The organism is Curtobacterium sp. MMLR14_002 (assembly GCF_001864975.1).
Taxonomy (GTDB): Bacteria; Actinomycetota; Actinomycetes; order Actinomycetales; family Microbacteriaceae; genus Curtobacterium; species Curtobacterium flaccumfaciens.
Map to the genome: position 1 here is coordinate 269,099 of NZ_MJGT01000001.1, position 25,375 is coordinate 294,473.

The 25,375-nt window shown below is 73.3% G+C and carries 26 protein-coding genes and 1 tRNA gene; 13 read left to right on the forward strand and 14 right to left on the reverse strand.

Features of this window, described 5'->3' with window-relative positions:
- Positions 1-14: 14 nt before the first annotated feature.
- Positions 15-719: an SDR family oxidoreductase gene (locus BIU91_RS01265; protein WP_027465581.1), complete on the forward strand. Its 705-nt coding sequence runs from the start codon at positions 15-17 to the stop codon at positions 717-719.
- A gap of 317 nt (positions 720-1,036) precedes the next feature.
- Here BIU91_RS01265 and BIU91_RS01270 read toward each other — a convergent pair whose 3' ends face one another.
- The gene (locus BIU91_RS01270; RefSeq protein ID WP_071403863.1) at positions 1,037-2,125 is read right to left on the reverse strand and encodes a glycosyltransferase family 9 protein; all 1,089 of its coding nucleotides are present in this window, start codon (positions 2,123-2,125) and stop codon (positions 1,037-1,039) included.
- Between the two features lie 134 nt (positions 2,126-2,259).
- Here BIU91_RS01270 and BIU91_RS01275 point away from each other — a divergent pair, with 134 nt between their 5' ends.
- From BIU91_RS01275 to BIU91_RS01300, 6 genes are all read left to right on the forward strand, one after another.
- The gene (locus BIU91_RS01275; RefSeq protein WP_071403864.1) at positions 2,260-3,801 is read left to right on the forward strand and encodes an aldehyde dehydrogenase family protein; all 1,542 of its coding nucleotides are present in this window, start codon (positions 2,260-2,262) and stop codon (positions 3,799-3,801) included.
- Complete coding sequence (gene rfaE2 / locus BIU91_RS01280) at positions 3,798-5,291, forward strand: D-glycero-beta-D-manno-heptose 1-phosphate adenylyltransferase (protein ID WP_071403865.1); 1,494 nt, start codon at positions 3,798-3,800, stop codon at positions 5,289-5,291. The genes BIU91_RS01275 and rfaE2 overlap by 4 nt, the downstream gene beginning before the upstream one ends.
- Entirely contained in the window at positions 5,288-6,172 is an 885-nt protein-coding gene (locus BIU91_RS01285; protein ID WP_071403866.1) for a glycosyltransferase, read from the forward strand. The genes rfaE2 and BIU91_RS01285 overlap by 4 nt, the downstream gene beginning before the upstream one ends.
- Before the next feature lie 93 nt (positions 6,173-6,265).
- Positions 6,266-6,985 (forward strand): DedA family protein, encoded by a 720-nt coding sequence (locus tag BIU91_RS01290; RefSeq protein WP_071403867.1) that lies wholly within the window; start codon positions 6,266-6,268, stop codon positions 6,983-6,985.
- Positions 6,982-8,229: a histidine kinase gene (locus BIU91_RS01295; RefSeq protein ID WP_071403868.1), complete on the forward strand. Its 1,248-nt coding sequence runs from the start codon at positions 6,982-6,984 to the stop codon at positions 8,227-8,229. Before BIU91_RS01290 ends, BIU91_RS01295 begins: the two co-directional genes overlap by 4 nt.
- Positions 8,226-8,888: a response regulator transcription factor gene (locus BIU91_RS01300; RefSeq protein WP_071403869.1), complete on the forward strand. Its 663-nt coding sequence runs from the start codon at positions 8,226-8,228 to the stop codon at positions 8,886-8,888. Before BIU91_RS01295 ends, BIU91_RS01300 begins: the two co-directional genes overlap by 4 nt.
- An 84-nt stretch (positions 8,889-8,972) precedes the next feature.
- Here BIU91_RS01300 and BIU91_RS01305 read toward each other — a convergent pair whose 3' ends face one another.
- Genes BIU91_RS01305 through BIU91_RS01340 form a run of 8 tightly spaced genes read right to left on the reverse strand, consistent with a single transcriptional unit; the run spans position 8,973 to position 18,099 of the window.
- The gene (locus tag BIU91_RS01305; protein WP_071244661.1) at positions 8,973-9,476 is read right to left on the reverse strand and encodes a DNA starvation/stationary phase protection protein; all 504 of its coding nucleotides are present in this window, start codon (positions 9,474-9,476) and stop codon (positions 8,973-8,975) included.
- Positions 9,477-9,528: 52 nt separating this feature from the next.
- Entirely contained in the window at positions 9,529-9,951 is a 423-nt protein-coding gene (locus BIU91_RS01310) for an SIP domain-containing protein (protein WP_071244660.1), read from the reverse strand.
- A gap of 29 nt (positions 9,952-9,980) precedes the next feature.
- Positions 9,981-10,655, reverse strand: coding sequence for a TetR/AcrR family transcriptional regulator (locus BIU91_RS01315; RefSeq protein ID WP_071403870.1), 675 nt, complete (start codon positions 10,653-10,655; stop codon positions 9,981-9,983).
- Positions 10,652-12,748, reverse strand: a complete 2,097-nt coding sequence (locus BIU91_RS01320; RefSeq protein ID WP_071403871.1) for a CocE/NonD family hydrolase — start codon at positions 12,746-12,748, stop codon at positions 10,652-10,654. Before BIU91_RS01320 ends, BIU91_RS01315 begins: the two co-directional genes overlap by 4 nt.
- On the reverse strand, positions 12,745-14,592 hold the full coding sequence (locus BIU91_RS01325) for an ABC transporter ATP-binding protein (protein WP_071403872.1): 1,848 nt from the start codon (positions 14,590-14,592) through the stop codon (positions 12,745-12,747). The genes BIU91_RS01320 and BIU91_RS01325 overlap by 4 nt, the downstream gene beginning before the upstream one ends.
- On the reverse strand, positions 14,589-15,476 hold the full coding sequence (locus BIU91_RS01330; RefSeq protein WP_071244656.1) for an ABC transporter permease: 888 nt from the start codon (positions 15,474-15,476) through the stop codon (positions 14,589-14,591). The genes BIU91_RS01325 and BIU91_RS01330 overlap by 4 nt, the downstream gene beginning before the upstream one ends.
- Positions 15,473-16,501 (reverse strand): ABC transporter permease, encoded by a 1,029-nt coding sequence (locus BIU91_RS01335; RefSeq protein WP_071403873.1) that lies wholly within the window; start codon positions 16,499-16,501, stop codon positions 15,473-15,475. The genes BIU91_RS01330 and BIU91_RS01335 overlap by 4 nt, the downstream gene beginning before the upstream one ends.
- Positions 16,498-18,099, reverse strand: coding sequence for an ABC transporter substrate-binding protein (locus BIU91_RS01340; RefSeq protein ID WP_071403874.1), 1,602 nt, complete (start codon positions 18,097-18,099; stop codon positions 16,498-16,500). The genes BIU91_RS01335 and BIU91_RS01340 overlap by 4 nt, the downstream gene beginning before the upstream one ends.
- A 235-nt stretch (positions 18,100-18,334) precedes the next feature.
- Here BIU91_RS01340 and BIU91_RS01345 point away from each other — a divergent pair, with 235 nt between their 5' ends.
- From BIU91_RS01345 to BIU91_RS01355, 3 genes are read left to right on the forward strand one after another with little or no spacing between them, the layout of a single operon-like run.
- The gene (locus tag BIU91_RS01345; RefSeq protein WP_071403875.1) at positions 18,335-18,928 is read left to right on the forward strand and encodes a molybdopterin-dependent oxidoreductase; all 594 of its coding nucleotides are present in this window, start codon (positions 18,335-18,337) and stop codon (positions 18,926-18,928) included.
- Positions 18,925-19,716, forward strand: coding sequence for a ferredoxin reductase (locus BIU91_RS01350; protein ID WP_084740408.1), 792 nt, complete (start codon positions 18,925-18,927; stop codon positions 19,714-19,716). Before BIU91_RS01345 ends, BIU91_RS01350 begins: the two co-directional genes overlap by 4 nt.
- Positions 19,716-19,985 (forward strand): DUF6510 family protein, encoded by a 270-nt coding sequence (locus tag BIU91_RS01355; RefSeq protein WP_071403876.1) that lies wholly within the window; start codon positions 19,716-19,718, stop codon positions 19,983-19,985. Before BIU91_RS01350 ends, BIU91_RS01355 begins: the two co-directional genes overlap by 1 nt.
- A 284-nt stretch (positions 19,986-20,269) precedes the next feature.
- Here BIU91_RS01355 and BIU91_RS01360 read toward each other — a convergent pair.
- Positions 20,270-20,341 (reverse strand) — tRNA-Gly (locus BIU91_RS01360).
- A gap of 133 nt (positions 20,342-20,474) precedes the next feature.
- On the opposite strand from BIU91_RS01360, the gene BIU91_RS01365 reads away from it, so the two are divergent.
- Complete coding sequence (locus tag BIU91_RS01365) at positions 20,475-20,681, forward strand: hypothetical protein (RefSeq protein ID WP_027465565.1); 207 nt, start codon at positions 20,475-20,477, stop codon at positions 20,679-20,681.
- 20 nt (positions 20,682-20,701) lie between these two features.
- Here BIU91_RS01365 and BIU91_RS01370 read toward each other — a convergent pair whose 3' ends face one another.
- Together BIU91_RS01370 and BIU91_RS01375 are read right to left on the reverse strand one after the other, a co-directional pair.
- Positions 20,702-22,084, reverse strand: a complete 1,383-nt coding sequence (locus tag BIU91_RS01370) for a hypothetical protein (RefSeq protein ID WP_071403877.1) — start codon at positions 22,082-22,084, stop codon at positions 20,702-20,704.
- Complete coding sequence (locus BIU91_RS01375; RefSeq protein WP_071403878.1) at positions 22,081-22,494, reverse strand: MerR family transcriptional regulator; 414 nt, start codon at positions 22,492-22,494, stop codon at positions 22,081-22,083. The genes BIU91_RS01370 and BIU91_RS01375 overlap by 4 nt, the downstream gene beginning before the upstream one ends.
- Before the next feature lie 54 nt (positions 22,495-22,548).
- On the opposite strand from BIU91_RS01375, the gene BIU91_RS01380 reads away from it, so the two are divergent.
- A complete protein-coding gene (locus BIU91_RS01380; protein WP_071403879.1) occupies positions 22,549-23,442 on the forward strand; it encodes an alpha/beta hydrolase in 894 nt (297 codons plus the stop codon).
- A gap of 15 nt (positions 23,443-23,457) precedes the next feature.
- Here the strand turns inward: BIU91_RS01380 and BIU91_RS01385 are convergent, their stop codons facing one another.
- The gene (locus BIU91_RS01385; protein WP_071403880.1) at positions 23,458-23,748 is read right to left on the reverse strand and encodes a hypothetical protein; all 291 of its coding nucleotides are present in this window, start codon (positions 23,746-23,748) and stop codon (positions 23,458-23,460) included.
- Positions 23,748-24,341 carry a DUF308 domain-containing protein gene (locus BIU91_RS01390; RefSeq protein ID WP_071403881.1) on the reverse strand — a complete coding sequence of 198 codons (594 nt, stop codon included), beginning with the start codon at positions 24,339-24,341 and terminating at the stop codon, positions 23,748-23,750. Before BIU91_RS01390 ends, BIU91_RS01385 begins: the two co-directional genes overlap by 1 nt.
- A gap of 256 nt (positions 24,342-24,597) precedes the next feature.
- Here BIU91_RS01390 and BIU91_RS01395 point away from each other — a divergent pair, with 256 nt between their 5' ends.
- Positions 24,598-25,350, forward strand: coding sequence for an aldolase/citrate lyase family protein (locus BIU91_RS01395; protein WP_071403882.1), 753 nt, complete (start codon positions 24,598-24,600; stop codon positions 25,348-25,350).
- Positions 25,351-25,375: the final 25 nt, after the last annotated feature.

Sequence of the window (25,375 nt, forward strand, 5' to 3'; positions counted from 1 at the left end):
CGCAAAGGACATCCATGCCCGTCCCCACCACCCCCATCGGCCGCGTCCTCGTCACCGGCGGCGCCTCCGGACTCGGCGCTGCCGTCGTGGCTGCCGTCACCGAGGCCGGCGGCACCCCGATCGTCCTCGACCTGCGGATCGACGCCGTCCCCGAGGGCGTCGACGCCGTCGCCGTGGACGTCTCGGACACGGACGCCGTCGAGCAGGCGGTCCGTGACGCCGCCGAACGGCACGGTGGCCTCGACGCCGTCGTCACCGCCGCGGGCATCGACACCCCCGCCCCGATCGACGCGATCTCGTCCGGCAAGTGGGAGCAGATCGTCGGCGTCAACCTGATCGGCACCGCCTCGACCGTGCGCGCCGCCCTGCCCGCCCTCGAGGCCACGCACGGCCGCGTCGTCACGATCTCCTCGTCGCTCGCCCTGCGCGGCGTCGGCGACGGCACCGCGTACTCGGCGTCGAAGTTCGGTGTCCGCGGGTTCTCGCAGGCACTGGCCGCCGAGACCGCCGGTCGCATCGGCGTGACCAACATCATCCCCGCCGGGATGCGCACGAACTTCTTCGCCGACCGGACCGAGCAGTACAAGCCGGGCCCGGACGCGCAGCTCATCGAGCCGGAGTACGTCGCGAACTCGATCATCTTCGCGCTGTCGCAGCCGGCCGGCTGCGAGATCCGCGAGCTGTCGATCATGCCGGCGACGGAGCCGAGCTGGCCGTAGCCGCTCGCCGCTGACGGACGGGAGGCGCGGTGCCGGCTGGCACCGCGCCTCCCGTGTGTCCGCGTGCCGGGCGCTGGTGCGAGCTTCCGCACCCGGTGCGAGGCCCGGAGCGTCCCACGGAGTGTGGAACCTCGCACCAGGCGCTCGTGACGCGGCACGGGGCGGCCTGGAGGCGCGTGCGTGCTGGCACCGCGCCTCCAGGCCGTCAGTCGCACGCGCCCGCCACTCGGTGCGCGCTTCCGCACTCCGTGCGAGGCCCGGAGCGTCCCACGGAGTGCGGAACCTCGCACGGGGCGCTCGTGGCGCCGTGCACAGCGTCAGAGCGTGCGGAGCAGGTCCTCGACGTCGGCGAGGACGGCCTCGGGCGCGACCTGGTCCACGTAGGACGGGTCGTGCTCGCACCGCTCGGCGGTCCAGCCGACCTGGGTGACGTCCGCGCCGCACACCGGGCACTGCGTCACGAAGGACAGGTGCACGCGGTGCCGACCGCGGTCGAAGGGCCCGGCGTTGATCACGTTGCCGAACCAGAACACCCCGACGGTCGGGGTGCCCACGGCGACGGCGAGGTGCCGTGGGCCGGAGTCGTCGCCGACCATGACGTCGGCGGCGGCGAGGACGTCGGGGAGTTCGCGCAGCGGCAGTGACCCGGTGAGGTCGTGCACGCGCTCCCGGAGCTCGGGCGGCAGCGACGCGACGATGGCGGACGACGCCGGCACGTCCGAGTCGTCACCCACGAGCACCACGTCGTCCCCCGCGGCGAGCCGGGCACGGGCGACCTCGGCGAAGCGCGAGGGGCTCCAGCGGCGACGCGGGTCGGTGGCGCCGGGGTGGATCGCGACGAGTCGTCCCCGCGCGCCGAGGCGCTGTCGGACCCCGGCCCGCGTGGCCTCGGGGACGTGCAGTCGGGGGTCGAGGGTGACCGGTTCGGCGCCGGCGAGCGAGGCCACCTCGAGCGCCCGGACGACCTCGTGCTGGTAGTAGACGTAGCGGACCCAGCGCTCCAGGACCTCGGCGTCCTCGGTGGCGGTGCCCACGGTGTGTCGGGCGCCGAGCCGGAGCAGGAACGGGTTCGAGTTCCGGCCGCCGCCGTGCACCTGCACCGCGAGGTCGAAGCGCCCGTGCAGCCGGTCGAAGAAGTCCTGCTCGGTCGGTGCGCCCTCGCCGGAGTCCCGGACGCCGGGCACGACGGGGAGTTCCTCGTAGGCGTGCACGGCCTCGGTCCGGCCCTCGAGAACCGGCCGCGCCGTCGGTGCGCCGAGCAGCGTGATCCGGGCTCCGGGGTACGCGGCGGCCAGGGCCTCGACCGCCGGGAGCGCGAACATCAGGTCGCCCAGTCCCCCACCGCGGAGCACCGCGATCTCGCTGACCCCGTTGAACCGTTCTCCGCCCACACCGATCTGTTGCACAGCTCCACGTCTACCGGTCGGACCCGTCCGGACGCCCAGCAGCGCCCCCGGATGGACGAGAAGCGCGATGCCGTGACCGCACACAGCGGAGCACGAGCACCGTGTGAGGCCCCGCCCGCCTCCGGAAGGACCCCATGACGATCGCACCCCCCGCCGCCGACGACCTCGTGGTGACCGACCCCGTGAACGGATCGATCGCGTCCACCGTGCGACGCTCGACCGAGGACGACGTCCGCAACGCCGTCGCTCGCGCCCGTGCCGCTGCCGGTGCCTGGGCCCGGACCGCGCCGGCCGAGCGCAGTGCCCTGCTGCACGCCGCGGCCGGGCACCTCCGTGCGCACGCGCAGGAGCTGGCGGACCTGAACACCCGCGAGACCGGCAAGGTGCCCGGCGACGCCCTCGGTGGGGTCGAGGCCGGCATCGGCACGCTCGTGCAGTACGCCGAGCTCGGGCCGGTGCACCGCGGTGAGGCCCTGCGCGGGCAGTTCGGTGCCGCCGACTGGTCGGTGCCGCACCCGCGTGGGGTGGTGCTCGCCCTGACGCCGTGGAACGACCCGGTCGCCGTGGCGTGCGGGATCCTCGGCGCAGCGATCGTCTCGGGCAACACCGTCGTGCACAAGGGCAGCGAACGCTGCCCGGCGACCTTCGCCCGACTCAACGCGCTGCTCGCCGAGGTCCTGCCGGACGGCGTGCTCATCGGTGTCGACGGCGACGCGACCACCGGCGAGCTGCTCCTGGCGCAGGAGGGCATCGACGTCTACGCGCACGTCGGGTCGACCGCGACCGGTGACCGCCTGAGCGAGGTGGCCGCGACCACCCGCGCCCACGTCATCCGTGAGAACGGCGGCAACGACCCGGTCATCGTCGACGCCGACGTCGACCCGGAGTGGGCCGCCGCACAGGTCGCACTCGGCGCGTTCGCGAACACCGGCCAGATCTGCACCAGCGTCGAGCGGGTGTACGTGCACCAGGACGTCGCCGAGCCCTTCGTCGCCGCGCTCGTCGCGGAGGCGGAGCGCCGCACGGCCGCACCCGCCGCCGAGTTCGGGCCGCTCGTGGACGACCGGCTGCGCGAGCTCGTGCAGCACCACGTCGACGACGCGATCGCCCGCGGCGCCTCGGTCCGGACCGGTGGCGTGACGCCCGGCGGGCTCGGATCGTTCTACCCGGCGACCGTCCTGACCGACTGCACGGACGACATGCTCGTGCTGACCGAGGAGACCTTCGGCCCGATCGCTCCGGTGCGCGTCGTGTCGGACTTCGCGGAGGGCCTCCGGCTCGCCGCGGCCGACCGCTACGGCCTCGCGGCCACGGTGCTCACGAACGACACCGCGCACGCGCTCCGCGCCGCGGCCGAGCTGCCCGTCGGCACCGTCAAGGTGAACGCCGTGTTCGGTGGCGCTCCTGGTGGCAGCGCCCAGCCCCGCGGTGCCTCGGGTGCCGGGTTCGGGTACGGCCCGCACCTGCTCGACGAGATGACGACCACGACGGTGGTGCACCTCGAGGCCGCGCCGCCGCGCCGCGCCGCCGAGCCGTCGACGGCAGCAGATAGCAGCAGCGCAGCCACCAGCAGCACCGCAGCCACCATCGGCACCGCGACCGACACCGCCACCGGCCCCGCAGCCGCAGCAGGCGCCACCGCCGGCAGCGCCGACACCGTGGGAGGCACCCGATGACCGCCGACGTCCGGCTGGTCCGTGACCTCGTCGCCACGATCGACGACCGCGAACCCCTCGTCGTCGTCATCGGCGACTGCATCCTCGACCGCTGGACCGTCGGCGAGGCCGAGCGGGTCTCCCGCGAGGCCCCGGCCCCCGTCGTCCGCGTCACCGAGACCATCGCGGTGCCGGGCGGCGCGGCGAACACGGCCGTGAACGCCCGCGCCCTCGGCGCCCGGGTCCGCATGGTCGGGCTCATCGGTGACGACGAGGCCGGTGACGTCCTGCGCCAGCGGCTCGAGGCTGCCGGCGTCGACACGTCGTTCCTGGTCGAGATCCCCGGCGCCCGCACCACGACGAAGTCGCGCGTGGTCGGCGGTGACCGCGTCGTGGTCCGGGTCGACGAGCTCGCCGCGACCCCGACCGCCGAGCACGGCGAACGCCTCGCCCGCTCGGTGGCCCGTGCCATCCGGTGCGCCGACGCCGCCGTGGTGTGCGACTACGGCCTGGGCGTCCGCGCCGAGGACGTCGTGCCGATGCTCGACCGTGACCGCCCCGGCGCCGTCGTGGTCGACGCGCACGACCTGACCCGCTGGGCCGCGCTGCACCCCGACCTCGTCACGCCGAACGCCGGTGAGACCGCCGCGCTGCTCGGCACGGAGCTCGGCACCGGTGCCGACCGCGTCGGCACCGTCGTCGCAGCCCGTGCCGACGTGCTCGCCCGCAGCGGTGCCCGGGCCGCGGTGGTCACGCTCGACCGCGACGGCACCGTGCTGCTCGAGCCCGGCTCCGACCAGGGGTTCCGCACGCGTGCGACGCCCGCCTCGGAGCAGCAGGCCTCCGGCGCCGGTGACACCTTCTGCGCCGCCGCGACCGTCGCCCTCGCCGTGCAGGCACCCCTCCGCGATGCCGTCGCCGTCGCCCAGGCCGCTGCCGACGTCGTCGTCCGCGAGGCCGGCACGTCCGTCTGCACCGCTGCGGCCCTGCTCGACTCGGTGACCGCTCCGGCGGCGACCGTCGTCGACCACGACGAGCTCGCCTCCGCCGTCGAGGCCGCACGCCAGGCCGGCCGCCGCGTCGTCTTCACGAACGGCTGCTTCGACGTCGTGCACCGCGGGCACACCACCTACCTGCGCCAGGCCCGTGACCTGGGCGACCTGCTCGTCGTCGCCCTGAACGACGACGACTCGGTGCGCCGGCTGAAGGGCCCGGAGCGGCCGATCAACCCGGCCGAGGACCGCGCCGGCGTGCTCGCCGCGCTGGCCTGCGTCGACCTGGTCACGGTGTTCGCGACGGACACCCCCATTCCGCTCATCGAACGGTTGCGCCCCGAGGTCTACGTCAAGGGCGGCGACTACTCCCCCGAGATGCTGACCGAGACCGAGGTCGTGCGCGGCTACGGCGGCGAGGTCGTCATGGTCGACTACGTGCCCGAGCACTCCACCAGCGCCGTCGTGCGCCGGATCCGCGAAGCCGCTGCGCGGCCCGAACCGGACCCGGCACCGTGACCGCCCGCTGGTCCGGGTCCTGGGCGAAGGCCCCCGATCCAGCGGACACGAGCACGGTCGACGTCGACGTGCTCATCCCGACCGTCGGACGGCCGGCCGAGCTCGCCACGACGCTCGCCGGCCTCGCCGCCCAGACCGAGGTCGACCTGCGCGTCGTGCTGAGCGACCAGTCCGCGGACGGAGACGCCGCCAGCGCGCCGGCGGTCGCCGCGATGCTCCGCGTCCTGGAGGCGCAGGGCCGGCCCGTCACGCTCCTCACCCACCCGGAACGGCGTGGCCTGGCAGAGCACCGGCAGTTCCTGCTCGACCACGCCGAGGCCGCCGCGGTGCTGTTCCTCGACGACGACGTCTGGCTCGAGCCGGGGTCGATCGCGCGGATGCTCGACGCGCTGCGCACCCTGGGCTGCGGGTTCGTCGGCAGCGCCGTGCAGGGCCTGTCGTACCTGCAGGACCGACGCCCCCACGAGACCTCGGTGTTCGAACGGTGGGACGGCCCGGTCGTGCCCGAGGTGGTGCGCCGCGGGACCCCCGGTTTCGACCGCTGGTCGCTGCACAACGCCGCGAACCCGACGCACGTCGCCGCCGACCTCGACCTACACCCCGGCGAGTGGGTGCCCTACCGCGTCGCGTGGGTCGGTGCCTGCGCGCTGTACGACCGCCGTGCGCTCGAGGAGGTCGGTGGCTTCCGGTTCTGGGACACCCTGCCGCCCGAGCACGCCGGCGAGGACGTCGTCGCGCAGTGGCGGGTGATGGAACGGTTCGGCGGTGCGGGCATCATGCCCTCGGGTGCCGTGCACCTGGAGGCCCCGACCACCGTCGTCGACCGCCGTGTGGACGCACCCGACGTGGTCTTCGCGGACGGGAACGTCATACCGCGGTAGGGGGTGGTCGAGACCGCCGCGGGATGGCCAGAGCGCGTCGGCTCCGTAGCGTCGTCCTCGTCGACGAGTTCCGTCGGCGGGAGGGAGCACCCCGTGTTCGACCAGATCACCCCGCTCGTCGTCGAGCTGGCCGCGAGTCCGCTCGTCTACGTCGTCCTCTTCGCCCTGTGCCTGGTGGACGGCTTCTTCCCGCCGGTGCCGAGCGAGGCCGCCCTCGTCGCGATCGCCGCCATCGCCGCGACGTCCGGACAGCCCGTGCTCGCCGTGGTGCTCGTCGCCGCCGCCCTCGGAGCGATCGCCGGCGACTCGATCGCGTACTGGATCGGGCGCCGGATCGGGTTCGCTCGCCTGGCCCGGTCGAAGCGACCACGGATCGCGGCGGCCTTCGCGTTCGCCGAGCGGCAGATGCAGCGCCGCTCCGCCAGCCTCATCCTGACCGGTCGCTTCATCCCGGTCGGCCGGGTCGCGGTCAACATGACCGCCGGAGCGACCCGGCTGTCCTACCGCCGGTTCCTGGCGATCAGCGCGATCGCGGGGCTGGCGTGGTCGGCGGTGTCGATCGGGATCGCCCTGGCCGCGTCGAGCGTGCTGCACGAACCGATCGTCGCCGCCCTGGTGTCGATGGTGGTCGCCGCCGGGCTCGGGATCGCGGTCGACCGGGTGCTCGGTACCATCAGCCGCAGGCGCGAAGCCCGCGAAGCCCGCGCCGCAGCCGCAGCCACCACAGCCACAGCCACACCCGCCACAGCCACCGCCACAGCCATCGCCCCCGAACCCTGCCTCGCCCGAACCGGAGAGACCGCCCGCCCGTGACCGTCGTCCCGAAGCCCCGACCCACCTGGGTCCGGCCAGCCGTGCAGATCGGCTTCGTCGTCGTCGCGGTGTCCCTGTTCGCCGTCGCCGCGCCGGTGACCGCGGTGTTCTACGGCGTCCCCGTGCCGCTCGCGTTGCTCGTGACCGCGGTGCTGTCGGCGAGCATCGGCCTCGCACCGCTCTTCCCCCGCACGGCGTCGGTCGCGCACCTCGTCGCCCTCGCCGGCCTCGGGATCCTGACGGCACCCGGTACCGTCGGGCCCTGGCCGGTCTCCGTCACGAGCATCATCGGCCTGAGCGTGCTGCTCGTCGTGCTGGGCGTCCGCACCACCTGGCGGCTCACCGCGGTGGTCTGGGTCGCGGCGACGCTGCTCACCCTGCTGCTCATCGGCGTGACGCCCGACCGGTGGGGGCAGGTCGACGTCTGGGCGACGAGCTTCGTGGTGAGCGCCGGCGACACCCTCGTCGTAGCGGCCGCTGCGGTCGTGATCGGGCAGCGCCGGAGCGTGCGTGAGGAGCTCGCCGCCGCCCGCCGCGACACCGAGCTCGAGCAGGCACGACGCCGGACGGTCGAGGAGCGCTCCCGGATCGCCCGCGAGCTCCACGACGTCGTCGCCCACAGCATGTCCGTCGTGCACATGCAGGCCGAGTCCGCTCCGTACCGCGTCGCGGACCTGCCACCGGACGCCCGCACCGAGTTCGCCGCGATCGCCGAGACCTCGCGCACGGCCCTGCGGGAGATGCGGCAGCTGCTCGGCACCCTGCGTGGCGACGCCGACGCCGAGCGCGCGCCGCAGCCGCGGCTCGCCGACCTGCACGCGCTCGTGCAGGCCACCCGCTCGGCCGGGATCCCCGTCGAGCTCCGACTCGACGAGGGGCTCGACCCGGACCGCGACGACGTCGACCGGCTCACGCAGCTCACCGTGTACCGGGTCGTGCAGGAGGCGCTCGGCAACGTGGCCCGGCACGCGCCCGGTGCGCCCACCGTCGTGACGGTCGGGAGGCACGGCTCGGCCCTCACGGTCGAGGTCGCCAACGCCGCGCCACCGGTCGACAGCATGCCCGGTGCGCCGCCGGACGACGGCGGCTTCGGTCTGGCGGGCATGCGCGAGCGGGTCGCCGCGCTCCGCGGCACCATCGACCACGGACCGGACCCGGACGGCGGCTTCCGCGTCGCCGTCAGTCTGCCCACCCGGCCCACCGCGACCACGTCGCAGCCGACGGCCGACGGGGGAACGCGATGACGCGGGTGATGGTGGTCGACGACCAGCAGATGTTCCGTGTCGGACTGCGGGCGATCCTCCAGGCCCAGGACGACGTCGAGGTCGTCGGCGAGGCCGCGAACGGTGCCGAGGCGGTCGTCATGGCGATCCGGCTCCGGCCGGACGTGATCCTGATGGACGTCCGGATGCCGGAGCTCGACGGGATCGAGGCGACCCGGCGGATCACCACGGCGCCCGCGGAGTCGCCCGTCCGCGTGGTGATGCTCACGACGTTCGACATCGACGACTACGTGTTCGACGCGCTCCGTGCCGGGGCGAGCGGGTTCCTGCTCAAGGACGCGAGCGCCGAGGAGCTCGTGCAGGCCGTGCGGACCGTCGCGGCCGGTGACTCCCTGCTCGCACCGCGGGTGACCCGGCACCTCGTCGAGGCCTTCGTCGCCGGTCCGCAGCCGGCGGCCCCGCGGACCGAGGTGCTCGACGTGCTGACCGACCGGGAGCGTGACGTGTTCCTGCTGATGGCGCGGGGGCGGTCGAACGGCGAGATCGCGGCGGAGCTGTTCATCGCCGAGCAGACCGTGAAGACCCACGTCGGCCGCGTCCTGGCGAAACTGCAGCTGCGGGACCGGGTGCACGCCGTCGTGCTGGCGTACGAGAGCGGGCTGGTCACGCCGTCCGCGTGAGGTGCGGGCCCGGAGCGCGACCCGAGACGGACGGGAGGCCCGGTGCCAGCTGGCACCGGCCTCCGTCAGCGGTGTGGTCGCGACTCAGGCGGCGAGGTGCGCCTGCAGGAACCAGCGGTCCTTGGTCAGCGCGCGCTCGATCTCGATCGCGACGTCCTGGCTGTTGAGGTCGACCTCGTCGAGGCCGTCAACCGCACGGCGGACCTGCAGCAGCGCGGCGTCGATCTGGGCGATCACCTCGGTGATGGTGACGTCGGAGTTCTGGAAGCCCTGCGACAGCGGCGGCAGGGTGGTGTTCGCGGCGACGGTCGCGATGCGCGAGTCGACCGGCAGGCCGAGGGCGACGATGCGCTCCGCAGCCTTGTCCGCGTAGTCCTGCGCGTGCTCGACGATCTCGTCGAGGAGCTCGTGCACGCCGACGAAGTTGCGGCCACGGACGTGCCAGTGGGCCTGCTTGCCGTTGACGACGAGCGCCTCGAGGTCGATGACGACGGGGGCGAGGAACTGGGCGACCCCGGCTGCGAGCTCCGGCGTGGTCGAGAACGGGGACGTGGTGCTCGGGGTGGTGGTGCTGCTCTGCGTGGTCATGGCACAACCATGCCCCCGTCTTTTGCACATTGCAAGGAAGAGCAGGCTGCCCTTACCCGCCGTACTCGACCTGGACCTGCTGGCCGGCGTCGGTGAGCTCGAGCTGCACCATGGACCGAGCGCGCTCGATCCACGGGCTGTCCGCGCACCCGATCCACACAGAGGTGCGGGGCTCGCAGCCCGTCACGCACCACTCGGCGGCCCACCCGGTCAGGGCGTGTGCGAGGGCTTCGCCGTGGTCCGCGAAGACCAGCGGAGCGACGGCCGAGCTGCGGGCGCTCCGGACCAGCCAGGTCACGGTGACGCGCGGCGGGGCCGGCAGGATGCGGATCTGCTCGTCGAGGGCGACCTCGACGAACACCTGCCCGTACGCGTTCTCGGGGAGTTCCTCGAGCTGGCGGTGGATCTCGACGAGGTCCTCGGCACCGCCCGCGATGAGGATGCGTTCGCTGGGCTGTCGCCGGGTCCGTGCCATGTGGCAACGGTAAGGGAAGCCTTACCTCATCACAAGGGGGAACGACCGGTTCCGGCGATGTCCACAGCGGGCACACCGAGTTCGTGCGACAGGAACCGCCACATCCAGGACAGGGCGACCGTGTTCGTCAGGCCGGGCACGCCCTGGGCGATCTGGGTCGCGACGCCGTCGCTGTACGCGGCGAGCTGCAGCGCGACGGTGTCGGCGTCGACGGGGTCGCCGCCGTCGCTGCCCTGGCGTGTGCCACCGAACACCCCGGCGTCCACCCCGCGCCGGATGACCCGCACCAGGCAGGCCTCCCAGACGCGGATGCGTTCGGCGTACTCGGCGGCGACCTCGGGCCGCCGGACCACCGCGGTCCAGTAGTCGGACCAGATCCGCCAGTGCTGCCGGACCTGCTCGGTGTCGCCGAACAGCGGGGCGACGAGCATCCGAAGCCCCACCAGCACGTCGGGTTCGGCGTCGACCGCTGCGACTATGGCGCCGTAGAAGCGCTCCGTCTCGAGCACCACGACCTCGTTGAGGATCTCCGCGACACTGCCGAAGTGGTACGTCACGGTGCCGACGGAGACGCCGGCCTCGGCCGCGATGTCGCGCAGTCCGGTGGCGCCGACGCCGTTCCGGACGATCACCGCGCGGGCGGCCTCGACGATCATCGCGCGCCGGACCTCCGGCCGCTGCCGGACCCGTGCCGCCGCGGTCACGCCGAGGTCCGTGGGACGTCGTCGACGAAGGTCCGCTCGGTGACGAGCACCTCGGGTTCGTCGGGTCCGCCGTCACGTGCCCAGGCGCGCACGGTGTTGACGACGTGGAAGGTGTCGGCGTCGGCGGTGACCTCGGACGTCGTCTCGAGGCGCGCGGCCCACTCCGGCTTCGTCAGCCCGATCGCCCAGCGGGAACTCGCCCGTGCGCTGGTCGGGTCGTCGGAGCGGATCCGGTACGTCTCGCGGGCGTCCTCGGTGAACACCAGGCCGTCCGGGTAGACGCGCCCGCCGCCGTACCCGGGGTCGACGTCGAGCGTCCACTCCCCCGTCTCGACGTCGTGTGTGACCGTGCGCTGCGGAAGCGGGTCGGCCGGCGCGACGCGCTCGATCACGAGGGGCTCGGACCGTTCGGGCTCGGCGAAGACGACCCCGTCGTCGGTCGAGCGGGTCCAGGTGGGCAGGGTGACGCTCGAGGCGGTCGGGTCGATCGTCACCGTGGCCTCGACGCCGTGCGGCCACACCCACGGCCAGTAGGACGACGAGACCGCGATGCGCAGCCGGTGTCCGGCGGCGAACCGGTGGCCGGTCGAGACCAGGCGCACGGGCAGGTCGGCGGGCGTCCCGGGCACGAGCACGTCGTCGCGGTCCATGCCGTCGCGCTTCGCGGCGTTCAGCACCCCGCGCGTGACGAGCGTCGACGAGCCGTCCGGTGCGACGTCGCAGAGCCGCACGGTCAGGGTGGCCCGGGGCTGGTCGCTCGTGACGGACAGCCGCACGAGCACGTTGCCGAGCAGGTCGAACGCCTTGCCGACGGGCAGGTCGAAGGTGACCGACCGGCCGTCCTCGGCGCGCTGGTCCGTCGGCAGGTCGGTGGCGTTGCCGAACGGGAAGAACCGACCGGCGTCCACCCCGGTGTGCTGCGGCGACCGCACGACGACCGGCCCGAGGTCACCGCCGCGCAGGGCGGCGAGGGGCAGGACACGCTCGTGGGTCGCGGCGGAGGGCCACGCCTCGGCACCGATCCAGCGACCGCGGCGGCCGGCGTAGTAGGGCGCGGGGGCTTCGCCCTCGTTGATCCAGGCCCGCAGTGCGGGGTCGTCCTCGACGCCGGTGTCGACCCCGCGCAGCCAGCGGTCCCACCACCGCAGGGTCTCCTGCAGGAACCCGATCGACGGCCCCGGCGCGAGTCCACGGTCCGGGTACTGGTGCGACCACGGGCCGACGATGCCCTTCACGGGGGCGCTGACGTGGTCGACGAGCCGGAGTACGGCGTCCCGGTAGGGGTCCGCCCACCCGCCGACCGCGAGCACCGCGGCGCGGATGCCGTCGTAGTCCTCGGCCGCGCTGCCGTGCCGCCAGTAGTCGTCGCGCTCCTGGTGCGCCAGCCACACCGGCGTCATCGGGCGGTTCGCCTCGAGGCGTTCCCGCCAGCGGTCGATCCACCCGGCGCCGACGACCTCGGGCCGAGGCGGCCGGGAGTTGAAGGCGAACATCGTCGCGCCCCAGGCCGCCATGTCGATGCCGAGCACGGCACCGCCGACGTAGTGCACGTCGTTGTCGTACCGGTCGTCCGTCGAGCAGACCGTCACGATGGCCTTGAGTGCGGCGGGTGCCCGGGCCGCGAGCTGCAGGGCGTTGAAGCCGCCCCACGAGATGCCGAACATGCCGACGGCACCAGTCGACCACGGCTGCTCGGCGAGCCAGGCGATCACGGCCTCACCGTCGAGCAGCTCCTGCTCGCTGTACTCGTCGTCGAAGAACCCGTCGGACGACCCGGTGCCGCGGATGTCGACCCGCACCGAGGCGTACCCGTGCCGGGCGTACCAGGGGTGCCGCTCCGAGTCGCGCGGTGCGGTCCAGTCGTCGAGCCGGTACGGCAGGTACTCGAGCAGCACCGGCGTCGGGTCGCTGGGCGCACCCGACTGCGTCGGCGACTGCGACGGCGCCCAGATCCGGGCGTGCAGCCGCACACCGTCGGGCATCGGGATCCACTCGTCGCGGACCGTCACGCCCGCGGGCAGCGAGCCGGGGTCGCCGATGGCGGTGAAGGTCGTGGCGGCGGTGCCGTGGTCGGTGCCGTCGTCGGTGGTCATGCGTCCTCCCAGTTGCGGGTGCGGTGTCCGTCGCCGTGGTCGGTCCAGCCGTCGGCGTGCCGCCAGCGCGGCACCCCGTCACCGACGTCGGGCAGGGTCGTGCTGCCGGGTTCGAGCGTCGCCGCGAGCAGCGTCGACGTGTACGGGTGGTTCGGGCCGGTGAACACCCGCTCGGTCGGTCCGATCTCGACGATCCGGCCACCGGTCATCACCGCGACCCGGTCCGCGACACCCCGCACCACCGCGAGGTCGTGGCTGATGAACAGGCAGGCGAGGCCGCGCTCGCGCTGCAGGTCGGCCAGCAGCGCGAGGATCCCCGCCTGCACCTGCACGTCGAGCGCCGTGGTGATCTCGTCGGCGATCACGAGCGACGGCTCGGCCGCGAGTGCGCGCGCGATCCCGACGCGCTGCCGCTGCCCACCGGACAGCTGCGCGGGCAGCCGGTCGGCGAACTCCGGCCCGAGCCCGACCTGGCTGAGCAGTGCCCCGACGCGATCGCGCGAGGACGAGCCGCTGAACAACCGGAGCGGCCGCGCGACGGCTGCACCCACGGTGCGCCGCGGGTTGAGCGACGTGTCCGCGTTCTGGAACACGAGCTGCACGGCGCGCCGCAGGGCGGGCGCGCGGCCGGCGATCGGCTCGCGCAGGTCGCCGCTCGTCGTGCCGTCGTCGTACGTGAACGTCCCCGACTCGGCCGGCACCAGGCCTGCCAGCGCCGTCGCGAGCGTCGACTTGCCGCTGCCGGACTCGCCGACGACGGCGAGCGTCTCGTGCGCGGCGATCGTGAACGAGACGCCGTCGACGGCGGCCGGCAGGCCGCGGCCGTAGCGGATCACCAGGTCGTCAGCGGTCACCACGGGGCGGACTGCGCGCTCGGGAGGCGCGGTGCCGGTGGCCGTGGAGCCGACCGTCCCGGGGGCGGTCGTGTCCAGGGCGTCGCGATCCGCGCCTCTCCCCATCGGCACGGCCGTCTCGCCGCTGGCGCGTCGATCCGGAACCGGCGACGTGGGCCCAGGCCGCCGCCCGTCCGGCACCGCGGCCAGCAGGGCGCGCGTGTACTCGTGCTGCGGCGCGGCGAAGAGCGCCGCGGTGGCAGCGCGCTCGACGACCTCGCCGTCGCGCATCACGGCGATCTCGTCCGCCATGGCGGACACCACCCCGAGGTCGTGGCTGACGAGCAGGACGGCCATGCCGAGCTGCCGACCGAGGTCGGCGACCAGGTCGAGGACCGCGGCCTGCGTGACCACGTCGAGGGCGGTGGTCGGCTCGTCGAGGACGAGCACGCGCGGCCGGGCGGCGACGGCCATCGCGATCGCGATGCGCTGCTGCTGCCCGCCGGACAACTGATGCGGGTACCGGCGGACGATCGCGTCGGGGTCCGGCAGCCGGACCAGCCGCACCAGCTCGGCGACGCGTTCGGGGCCGTCGGGCTCGCCGTGGGCGCGGAGGGCCTCGCGGATCTGCTCGCCGACGCGCATCGACGGGGTGAGTGCCTGTCCGGCGTTCTGTGCGACGACCGAGGCGGTGCCGCCGCGGAGCGCCCGGCGGCCGGCCGGCGACAGGGCGAACACGTCGGCGCCGTCGACGCGGACCGTCCCGCCGTCGATCGCCGACCCGGCGCGCAGGTGTGCGAGGAGCGTCCGCGCGACGGTCGACTTGCCGCTGCCGGACTCGCCGACCAGGCCGAGGGTGCGACCGGCCTCGATCGCGAACGACACGCCCCGGACGACGGGGACGCGCCGTTTGCCGGCGGCGTACGAGATGGACAGGTCGTCCACGCGGACGATCGCGTCGGGCACGGTCGCCGTCGCGGCGGACGTCGTGCCGGTGTCGGTGCGGGTCATGCGCTGACTCCCTGCTTGGCGCGGTCGACGCCGAGCGACTTGCTCAGGCCGTCGGCCGCGAGGTTCAGTCCGATCACCAGCGTGGCGAGGGCCACGATCGGGGCGAGGGTGCCGAGCGGTACCACGGTGAGCGCGGTGCGGTTCTCCTGCACCATCAGGCCCCAGTCCGGGGTCGGCGGGTTCGCGCCGAAGCCCAGGAAGGACAGCGACGCGACGAGCAGCACGATCCACGAGGCCCGCATCGCGTACTCGACGAGCACGACGTCGAGCACGTTCGGCAGGATCTCGCGGAACACGATCGACAGCGGCCGCTCGCCCCGGGCGCGGGCAGCGGTGACGTAGTCCTGGGTGATCACGGTGCGGGCGGCGCCGCGGACGACCCGGGTCACCGCGGGGGCGTAGACGACCGTGACGGCGAGGACGATGACCCAGAGGCCGGCGTCGAAGACCGTCACGACGACCAGGAGCGCGAGGATCGACGGCACGCTGAGCAGGGCGTCGACGACGCGCATGACGACCTCGTCGAACCAGTTGTCGGCGTAGGCCGTGACGCAGCCGAGCACGGTGCCGACCGCGACGGCGATCGTGGTGGCGAGGAAGGTCACGGACAGCGCGTACCGGCCGCCGTTCAGGGTGCGGGAGAGGACGTCACGCCCGTACTGGTCGGTGCCGAGCCAGTGCGTCCACGTCGGACCGGCGAGCACGTCGCCGGCGTTCGTGGCGACCGGGTCGTGCCCGGCGATGACCGGCGCGAGCAGGGCGAGGACGACGTGCAGGGCGATGAGGCCGAGGCCGATGCTCAGCGCCGTCGACCCGCGCAGGGGTGCGAGCGCGCCGGCGAGCACGTCGCGTCCGACGCGGCGGCGGGGTGCGGTGGCGGTCATGCGGCGGCCTTCCTGGTGCTGCGGGCGCTGCGGGTGCGCGTGCGCGGTCGTCGCTGGCGGGTCCGCAGCTTCGGGTCGAGTGCGAGCGCGACGAGGTCGGCGGCCAGGTTGCACACGACGTAGATCAGGGCGCTCAGCAGGGCGATCGCCTCGATGGTGGGCAGGTCGCGGTTGAACACCGACTCGAGCATGAGCTTGCCCATCCCCGGGTAGTTGAAGACGTTCTCGACCACCACGACACCGCCGAGCAGCCACGCGACGTTGAGCGCGACGACGTTGAGCGTCGGGAGCAGGGCGCTCGGGACCGCGTGCTTCCAGACCACCCGGCGCATCGTCAGGCCCTTGAGCTCGGCCGTCGTGACGAACTCCGACGCCATCACGTCGATGGTCGACGAGCGGGCCGTCCGCACGATGTAGGCGGCCATCGCGAGCGTCAGCACGATGATCGGCAGCCAGATGGAGGGCAGCAGCTCGGCCACGGTGGCGTCGCTCCCCCGCAGCACGACGGCGGGGAACACCGGCAGGCCGATCGCGAACAGCAGCACCAGGACGGTGGCGACCATGAACTCCGGCACGCTCATCACGACCAGGCTGACGATCGAGATCACCTTGTCGCTCGGACGGCCGCGGCGGACACCGGCGACGACGCCGAGCGTCAGGGACACCGTGACGCCGACGAGCATCGCGGGCACGGCGATGAGCATGCTGTTCCGGAAGGCCGTGAACAGGGTCGGGGCGACCGGTTCGCCGCTGACGAGCGAGGTGCCGAAGTCGCCGTGCACGGCGCCGCCGAGCCACTGCAGGTAGCGGAGCCAGACGTTCTGGTCGAGGCCGAGGGTCTCGCGCAGCTGCTTGACGGCGTCGGGGGTGGCGTTCTGGCCGAGCAGCTGCTGGGCGACGTCACCGGGGAGTGCCTGCACCGCCAGGAACACGAAGAGCGAGGCGAGCACCACGGTCAGCAGGGCGATGCCGATGCGGCGGAGGACGGGGACGAGGACGTCCGACGGTGTGTTCGTGGTCGTCATCGGCGCAGTCCGATCCGCAGGTAGTCGAACTCGAAGCCGTACTCCGAGTAGTTCACGACGTCGCGGGACAACCCCACGAGCCGGTCGCCGAACATCGGCGTCATGTCGGCACCGTCCTCGACGACGAGCCGCTGGGCGTCCTGGTACAGGCTGAGCCGCTTGGCGTCGTCCATCTCGGCGCGGGCGTCGTCGAGCAGCCCGTCGAAGGTCTCGTTCGACCAGGCGCTCTCGTTGTACGACGACCCCGAGCGGAAGATCTGGTTGAGCAGCTGGTCGATCGGCCGCCCCGTGAACCAGTAGCTCACCATGAGCGGCTTCTGCATCCAGATCTGCGTGTAGTACGAGTCCGAACTCGCGTTGCGGACGGTCAGACGGATCCCCGCGTCGGCGACGGCGTCACGGTAGGCGACGGCCATCGGGGTGAACACCGACTCGTAGCTCGACGTGTAGATCGCGGCGCGGAAGTCCTCGCGCCCGGCCTGCTTGAGCAGCGCCCGGGCCTTGTCCGGGTCGTACTCGCGGTGGTCGTCGACGAACGCGGCGAGCTGCGGCGGCACGGGGTTGTCCCAACCCGCCGAACCGGTGCCCTGCAGGGCGGTGTCGACGATCTTCCGGGGGTCGTAGGCGAGCTTCATCGCCTGGCGCACCCGCGGGTCGCTGAACTCGTCGCTGGTGGCGAGCATCGGGATCGTGTACCACTGGGCGTTCTTCGACCGGGCGACGGTGGCGCGGTCGGACGCCGAGACCACCCGGGCGGTGGCGAAGTCCAGGTTGGTCTGCGAGATGAGGTCGATCTGTCCGGCGAGCAGGGCGTTCACCCGCGCGGTGGTGTCCTGGATCGAGTAGAAGTCGATGCCGTCGAGCGCCGGGCGGCCGGCGAAGTGGTCCGCGAACGCCTCGACGCTGCCGGCACCCGCGGGGGTGAACGACGACAGCCGGAACGGCCCCGTCCCGATCCCGGTGCGGCCGATGTCGGCGACGGCGTCGGCCGGCACGATGTAGCACTGGTAGGCCGTGAGCAGCGACGGGAACTCGGCGTTCGGCTTCGTCAGCGAGAAGCGCAGCGTGTACGGGTCGACGGCGCGCATCGAGTCGGCGTCCATGACCTCGCCGAGCACCCCGGCCTGCGGGCTGCCGGTCTTCTCGTCGAGGATGTGCCGGATGCTCGCGATGGCGTCGTCGGCGGTGAACCGGGAGCCGTCGTGGAAGGTCACGCCCCGGCGGAGCGCGAAGGTCCACTCGGTGCCGTCGGCGTTCGCGGACCACTCCTCGGCCAGGTCCGGTACCGGGGTGCCCTGCTGGTCGAGCTTGACGAGCCGGTTGTACAGCGCGCCGAGGTACTCGTAGGCCGACAGCGAGCTCGCGGAGTCGAGGGTCTCGGCGGCGGACGCGGCGGGTCGCGCGATGCGCAGGCGTCCGCCTCGACGGGCGACGCCGGTGGCCGCGGCCTCGGGGATCGTGGGGGTGCCGGCGGTCGCACCGGAGCTGCATCCGGCGAGCGTGAGCAGGCCGAGGCCGGCCAGACCGGCGGCGCCGGTGATGAGCGCCCGACGGCTCGGACCGTGGGCATTGCGGGGTTCGGGGACGATGGGCTGCATTCGGGGTGACCCCTCCTGTAATCGTTCCGGTGAACGATAGAGGTCCCGGGCCGATCCCCCAAGCCCGCTCCTGACGCGCGGGTCACCACCGCGTCCGACCCGATCGGCTAGCCCGCGCGGATCCGCCGCCGCGCACGACCGTTCCGTACACGGGTGGAACGTTTACCAACCCGTTACACGGCACCGCCCGGCACACGGCATGATCGGGAACGCACCGACGTCCCCGAGGAGGACCATGGCCACGTTCACCCGCGGGTTCGGCGGTCGCCGCGACGACCGCGACGACACCCGCATCCCGCCCGGTCAGACCCTGGTCCGCGACTGGCCCGTCCTGTCCGCCGGGGCGACGCCCGACATCGAGCCGACCGACTGGGCCTTCTCGATCCGCACCGAGTCCGGCCTGCACCAGTGGACCTGGGACGAGGTGCACGCACTCGGCGTCGAGGACGTCACCGTCGACATCCACTGCGTCACGCACTGGACCAAGCTCGACATGCCGTGGCGGGGTGTCCCGCTCGACCGCCTGTTCGAGGACGTCGAGACCGAACTCGACTACTGCATGGTGCACAGCTCCGGCGGCTACACGACCAACGTGCCGCTCGACGAGCTGCTCGACGGCAAATCCTGGATCGCGTTCGAGGCCGACGGCGAGCCCCTGACGCCCGAGCACGGTGGGCCAGCCCGCCTGCTGGTCCCCCACCTGTACTTCTGGAAGAGCGCCAAGTGGGTGCGCGGCATCGTCATGCAGTCCGACGACGAGCCCGGCTTCTGGGAGAACGCGGGCTACAACCTGCACGGCGACCCGTGGAAGGAAGAGCGGTACTGGTGACGCTCCCCGACACCGGCCTGGAGGCACGGATCACCCCCGTCCCTCGACCCGCCACGCGCAGGCGGCCGGCCTGGCACGCCGCCACCGTCGCGTCCGTCGGCCGCGAGACGACGAACGCGCGCCGGATCGTCCTCGACGTCCCGACCTGGCCGGGCAACGACCCCGGGCAGCACCTGGACCTGCGGCTGACCGCCGAGGACGGCTACCAGGCCCAGCGCTCGTACTCGATCGCGTCAGCTGGCCCCGCGACCGACGTCGTGCTCGCGGTCGACCGGGTGGACGGCGGCGAGGTCTCGCCGTTCCTCGTCGACGCCGTCGAGGTCGGCGACGCGCTCGAGGTCCACGGCCCCCTGGGCGGCTGGTTCGTCTGGCGGCCGGGCGAGTCCACCCGGCCGGTGCAGCTCATCGCCGGCGGCTCCGGCATCGTGCCGCTCGTCGCGATGGTGACCGCGCACGCCGAGGCGGACGACCCGGCGCCCTTCCGGCTCCTCGCGGCCGTCCGCACACCGGACGACGTCTTCTTCCGTCCGGAACTCGACCAGGCGCTCGCGAGCCGGGCACCGCTCGAGGTGACCCACGTGTACAGCCGCACCGCGCCTCCAGGCTCGACCGTGCCGGCCGGACGGCTGACGCGGGACGCGCTCGCTGCCGCGGTGTTCCCGCCGGACGCGGGCGCCCTGGTCTACGTGTGCGGGTCGACGCCGTTCGTCGAGCAGGTGCTGCGCTGGCTCACCGAGCTCGGGCACGACACGAGTGACGTCCGCGCCGAGCGGTTCGGGGGCAACTGATGGTCGTCGTGGACGGCAACGCGCTGGCGGGGACGCTGGCCGACAGCCTGGGACCCGAGCCGACCGTGGTCGCCCTGCGCTGCGCCGGGTGCGGGTCGCTCGGGGTGCTCGGGCAGACCACCGTCCACCGCACCGCGATGGGGTCGGTGGCGCGCTGCCGCAGGTGCGACACGGTGCTCGTCACGGTCGTCGAGTCCGGAACCCGACGGTGGGTGGGGTTGCCCGGCGCCCGCACGATGTCGGCTTCGATACCGGACGGCATCGAGTAGCACAAGGCCCACGCGGCGGGTCGTGCGGGTTTCTTGCGGGTTCCCGCAACCCTGGATCCGGTTCCCACCCGAACGGGGGACGGCTCCGGATACATCCTCGGAACTGCGCCAGGCCACCCACCCGGCGCGTGCCGGTGGGGGCAGGGTCGCCTCCGCGCCCGGTGGGCGCGGGAACCCGAAGCCTGCGCCCGCTGGGCCCCCACGCCTTCGGTGCCGCGACGCCCCGCAACGACGGAACCCCCGCCGCTCTTCCGAGCGACGGGGGTTCCGGTCTTCCTGTTCTGAGCGGATGACGAGATTCGAACTCGCGACCCTCACCTTGGCAAGGTGATGCGCTACCACTGCGCCACATCCGCATTCACACGCCGTCCTGGCCGTGCGGAGATGACTCTACCCGAAGAAGGGCGGCATCACCGGTTCCGGTGAAGGTTCCGGGCGTGTCCGGCGCGGCGCGGGCGGTCCGTCAGGTCGACGGAGTTCGATCGGACCATGAGCTACGTGCACGACAATCCCGGCGGGACCGAGGCCCACGGCGTCGACCTGGTCGACGGCGACGCCCCCGCGATCCGGATCCTGGTGCACGGCGACCTGCCGACCACGATCGAGCACGAGGGTCGCACCTGGCTCGCGACGGGCGACGCCCACGACGCGGGCGACGACGACACCCCGCCGATCGCGATCTACCGCCCGGTCTGAGCCGACCCAGGGCGGCCCGGTCAGTGGCCGCGGACGTCACCCGTCAGGATCGCGTGCTCGACACCCGCTGACAGCTCGTCGTGCAGGGCATCCGCGAAGAACTCGCCGGCACCGAGGCTGATGAGGTGCGCGACCGCGGCCTCGGCGGCCGGGAACCCGGGCTCCCACTCGTCGTGCAGGAACGCGCGGACGTGTCCGGACTCGTGCACGACGACCACCCCGATGTGCTCGTGCCGGGTGCCGTCCTCGAGCACGGCGTCGAAGACGATGGGCTCGGTGTCCTCACCGAGCTCCTCGAGCAGGACGGTACCGGTGCCCGGCCACTCCGTCCGGTACGGCGGCAGGTCGGGTGCGTGCAGGTGCCCGGCGAGCTCGTCCGACGCCGACTCGATGTGCCCGGTGGACAGGTACTCGTCGACGACGTCGTGGATGCGGGCGTGCAGGTCCGGCTCGTACTGCCACCAGCGCTGGTGCACGGTGCGGAGCCACTCCTGGGTCGCGGCGTCGGCCGAGGCCGAGATCCCCACGAGCTGCGGTGCGGTGCCGGGCGAACCGACGACCTCGAGCTGTTCGTCGTGCGTCTCGACCGTGATCGACCCGGTGGTCTCGTCGGGGTGCACGCCGTGGACGTCCTCGGGCGCGGCGGCCCAGATGCTGGCGGGGAGCTTCGGCGGCAGGTCGAACGGCACCGCGATCGCCGGTTGCGTCATCGCGTGGTCGATCGCGTCGCCGAGGTGCACCTCGTCCGCCCGGGACCCCATCACGATGCCACCGGCCGGCGGGACGAGCGACAGGTGTTCCAGGTCGTCCGGCGCGGCGTTCATCGAGGTGAGCACCGTGGTGTCGGCCCACTGCACGAACGCGCCGGCGGACCGGTCGTCCTCGCCGAACGGCACGTCCCACACCGTCGGGTCCGTGAGCACCCATGACGCGGTGCGCCCGGCAGGTCCGTGGCGGACGGCGTCGACGATCGCCGGCACCAGTCCGGGCAGCCCCCGGTAGGCGGGACGGACCGTGAGCCGGTCGACGGCGAGCAGGTCGGGCTTGCCGAGCATCTCGGCGGCGTGGGTCTGCAGCGAGAAGAACGTCTCCCCCGTCGCGTCCTGCGCGGCGACGGCGGACGCGAAGGACCCGGCGACGTCGGAGACCTGGTAGCCGAGCACCAGTGCCTCGAGCGACTCCGGTGCACGGCTCGTGAAGGCGGTGACCTCGGCGACGGAGACCGCCTCGGTCTCGTCGTCGTCGGTGATCGGGACACGGACGTCGATCACCCACCGGTCGACGTCCTGCCCGGGGTAGGCATCACCGTCCTCGTCCGAGATCGTGATGTGCACCAGGCGCAGGGAACCGTCCCAGGCGTCGTGGACGTGCTGGGCGATGGCGGCATCGGGGTCGTCGTTCACGGACGCAACGGTACCGGTGCGGAGGACCCCGACCGGAGCCGCGTGCCCGAGGAGGCGTAGGCGGAACACGACGGGCACCGCGTCAGCAGGTCGTGGGTGCAGTCGATCACGTGCTCGAGGAACCGCTCGGCGTCGGCCAGCTGGTCACGCTGCGCCCGGATCTGACGGAGACGTTCGGTGATCACTCCGGACCGGTCGGGTGCACTCCGTCGGAGCACCAGCCGGATCTCGGCCAGGCTCATGCCGACGCCCTGGCAGGCCCGGACGACCTGCAGGCGACGGACGTCCTCCTCGGAGTACTCCCGGTGACCGGACGGCGCTCGATCGGGGACGACGACCCCCGTGTCGTGCCAGTGCCGCAGCACGTGGACCTCGACGCCGATCCGCCGAGCTGCTGCACCGATCCGCACTGCCCCGTCCGTTCCTCTTGACCTCAGGTCGACATGAGGTCCTAGCGTGCGACCATGCTGCCACGCCGAGCGCCCCTCCCCCTCCCCCTCCCCGTCCCCGTCCACCTCCCCGCTCCGGTCCCGGTCGTCGTGGACGGCACGACCATCGCCACGAGGATCCTCGAGCCGGCAGGACCGGCACGCGGCGACGTCGTCCTGTGCCACGGCACCCCCTGGTCGTCGGCGGTCTGGGCCGAGGTCGGCCGGGCGCTCGCGCAGGACCACCGGGTGTTCCTCTGGGACATGCCCGGGTACGGCGACTCGGACCGCGGGCCGACCGTGGACGCCACGCTCCGAGCGCAGGCGACCCGTCTCGGCGTGCTCCTCGACCGGTGGGGCCTCGACCGACCCCACCTGGTCGCACACGACGTGGGCGGCGCCGTGGCGCTCCGGGCGCACCTGCTGCACGGTGCCGAGTACGCGAGCCTGTTCCTCTGGGACGCCGTCGTGCTCGACCCCTGGGGGTCTCCGTTCTTCCGGCTGGTGGCGGAGCACCGTGACGTCTTCGACCGACTCCCCGGGGACCTGCACGCCGCCCTGGTGCGGCAGTACATCGACGGTGCCTCGTCGCGGGGCTTCTCGCCGGCGGACCTCGAGGCCCTCGCGCGGCCCTGGGCCGGCCCCGAGGGGCAGGTCGCGTTCTCCCTCCAGATCGCCGCGCTGACCCCCGACGACACCCGGGCCGTGGCCGAGCTGTTGGGCTCCGTGCGGTGCCGGACCCGGATCGGGTGGGGGCGGCAGGACCCCTGGATCCCGCTGGGGCAGGCCTACGACCTGCAGACGGCGCTGCCGGGGCACCCCGAGGTCGTCGTGCTCGACGACGTCGGCCACCTCGCGCCGTGGGAGGACCCCGTCGCGGTCACGGCCGCACTCCGGCAGTGGGTGCACCGTCCGGAGCGTTCGGAGTGACCCGCACGGGGCCGTTCAGATCAGGGCGCGGGCGGCGAGCACGACGGCCGCTCCCCCGACGGTCAGCGCCGCGAGCACCGACAGCACCACCGCGACGGTGTCCCGCCGGGCCGGGGCACTCGAGCGGACGGCGGCGGCGACGAGCTGCTGGGCCGCCGCCAGGGACGCTGCGCTCCCGAGTGGGCGGTCGTCCTGGTCGAACGCCAGGAACCGCTCACGGACGTGCAGCACGAGCCCCAGGCTGGTCCCGTGGTCGCGCGCCACCCAGGACTTCGGTCCCTGTTGCTCCCAGCGGACGGCGAGCATCAGGGGCCGGGGACCGGCAGGCCGGTCCGCTCCCCCTCCGGACGCGGCCAGTTGAACGCGACGACGAGCTGGACGACACCGAACACGATGAGCACGCTCCCCACCGCGGCCACCGTCACGAGCGCGCCGAGGCCCGGCAGGTTCATCACCAGGATGCCGCTCAGCACACTGAGCACGGCGAGCACCACGGTCAGCGCACGGCGGCCCACCCACGGTGCGTAGATGAGTGCGATGCCCTCGAGGATCCAGGCGAACCCGAGCAGCAGCGCCACCCACCGCGCCCCGATCGGCGGGAACACGATCGCGACGACACCGCCGGCGACCACCAGTGCCCCGAGGACCACCAGCCCGACCTGACGCCACCAGACCCGAGGGTGCACCTGGAGTCCCCGGACGACCAGCGCCGCCCCCGACACGACCAGGTAGATCCCGAAGACCCACGACACCGCGAACAGCGTCGCGTGGGGCAGGACGATCGCAGCCAGCCCGGCGAGCACGCCCACCGCGCCGACGATCCCGAACGCCACCCGGATCCCGCCGCCGACCGGCGGAAGCGAGCCAGTCCGCTGGCCGACGTCACGTTCGTCACGCATGTCCGTCCGACCTCCCTGCAGGTCCCGACTGGTGCTGTGGTGCTGGTGGGTGCTGGCGACCTGTGATCGCCCGTGCAGTGCGTCCTGCGCACAGGACTACACCCGAAGGTGAGCACTTGTCCATGTCCCATGCGTGCGCATGAGGCCACGCCCCCAGTCCCGGCGGACGAGCGCCGAGCGCTCCGTGGACGGTAGCCTGACGCGCCGGCCGACGAACCACCGGCGATCGCGACGGCAGACCAGACGGAGGACCACGGTGCCAGCACTCGGAGACGGCCGCGCCGACGGTGTGTGGTGCACGCTCGGCGAACCCCGGACCACCGCGCAGATCGCCCAGAACGGGTTCGCCTGGCTCGGCCTGGACGCCCAGCACGGCGCCTTCGACGACGCCACACTCCTGGCGACGATGCCGGCGCTCGCCGCGGTCGCACCGCAGGTCCCCGTCGCCATTCGCGTCGCCGAGGGCTCGGACGCCGCGATCGGCCGTGCGCTCGACCTCGGCGCCGACATCGTGATCGTCCCGATGATCGAGACCGTCGAGCAGGCCGAGCACGCCGTCCGTGCCGCGCACTACCCACCGCGGGGCCGGCGGAGCTGGGGGCCGATGGCGGGACTCTGGGGCGGTTCGGCACCGTCCGCCGCCGCTGCCGACCCCGAGGTGTGGGTGATGCTCGAGACACCAGCGGGCCTCCGTGCCGCCGAGCAGATCCTGGCGGTCCCGGGCGTCTCGGCGGTGTTCGTCGGTCCCTTCGACCTGTCGATCAGGCTCGGCGTGGATCTGCGCGAGCTGCTCGACGCCGACAGCGCCACGGACCCCCTCCCCGCGATCGTCGCCGCAGCCCGCCGCGCGGGCAAGCACACCGGCGCCTTCGCCGGTGACCTGGCCCGCGCCGAACGGCTCCGCGCGCTCGGGTTCGACCGCGTCGCCGTCGTCACCGACGGGACCCTGCTGGCCCACGGCGCGGCCGCGGTGCTCGGCGCAGCAGCCACCGGTCGCACCTCGTACTGACGGGTCGTCAGCGGCGAAGTACTGA

Coding starts and splice junctions, on each gene's coding strand:
- BIU91_RS01265 (WP_027465581.1), top strand. CDS start 15: ATGCCCGTCCCCACCACCCCCATCGGCCGCGTCCTCGTCACCGGCGGC.
- BIU91_RS01275 (WP_071403864.1), top strand. CDS start 2,260: ATGACGATCGCACCCCCCGCCGCCGACGACCTCGTGGTGACCGACCCC.
- rfaE2 (WP_071403865.1), top strand. CDS start 3,798: ATGACCGCCGACGTCCGGCTGGTCCGTGACCTCGTCGCCACGATCGAC.
- BIU91_RS01300 (WP_071403869.1), top strand. CDS start 8,226: ATGACGCGGGTGATGGTGGTCGACGACCAGCAGATGTTCCGTGTCGGA.
- BIU91_RS01305 (WP_071244661.1), bottom strand. CDS start 9,476: ATGACCACGCAGAGCAGCACCACCACCCCGAGCACCACGTCCCCGTTC.
- BIU91_RS01310 (WP_071244660.1), bottom strand. CDS start 9,951: ATGGCACGGACCCGGCGACAGCCCAGCGAACGCATCCTCATCGCGGGC.
- BIU91_RS01320 (WP_071403871.1), bottom strand. CDS start 12,748: ATGACCACCGACGACGGCACCGACCACGGCACCGCCGCCACGACCTTC.
- BIU91_RS01325 (WP_071403872.1), bottom strand. CDS start 14,592: ATGACCCGCACCGACACCGGCACGACGTCCGCCGCGACGGCGACCGTG.
- BIU91_RS01330 (WP_071244656.1), bottom strand. CDS start 15,476: ATGACCGCCACCGCACCCCGCCGCCGCGTCGGACGCGACGTGCTCGCC.
- BIU91_RS01335 (WP_071403873.1), bottom strand. CDS start 16,501: ATGACGACCACGAACACACCGTCGGACGTCCTCGTCCCCGTCCTCCGC.
- BIU91_RS01340 (WP_071403874.1), bottom strand. CDS start 18,099: ATGCAGCCCATCGTCCCCGAACCCCGCAATGCCCACGGTCCGAGCCGT.
- BIU91_RS01345 (WP_071403875.1), top strand. CDS start 18,335: ATGGCCACGTTCACCCGCGGGTTCGGCGGTCGCCGCGACGACCGCGAC.
- BIU91_RS01355 (WP_071403876.1), top strand. CDS start 19,716: ATGGTCGTCGTGGACGGCAACGCGCTGGCGGGGACGCTGGCCGACAGC.
- BIU91_RS01365 (WP_027465565.1), top strand. CDS start 20,475: ATGAGCTACGTGCACGACAATCCCGGCGGGACCGAGGCCCACGGCGTC.
- BIU91_RS01380 (WP_071403879.1), top strand. CDS start 22,549: ATGCTGCCACGCCGAGCGCCCCTCCCCCTCCCCCTCCCCGTCCCCGTC.
- BIU91_RS01385 (WP_071403880.1), bottom strand. CDS start 23,748: ATGCTCGCCGTCCGCTGGGAGCAACAGGGACCGAAGTCCTGGGTGGCG.
- BIU91_RS01390 (WP_071403881.1), bottom strand. CDS start 24,341: ATGCGTGACGAACGTGACGTCGGCCAGCGGACTGGCTCGCTTCCGCCG.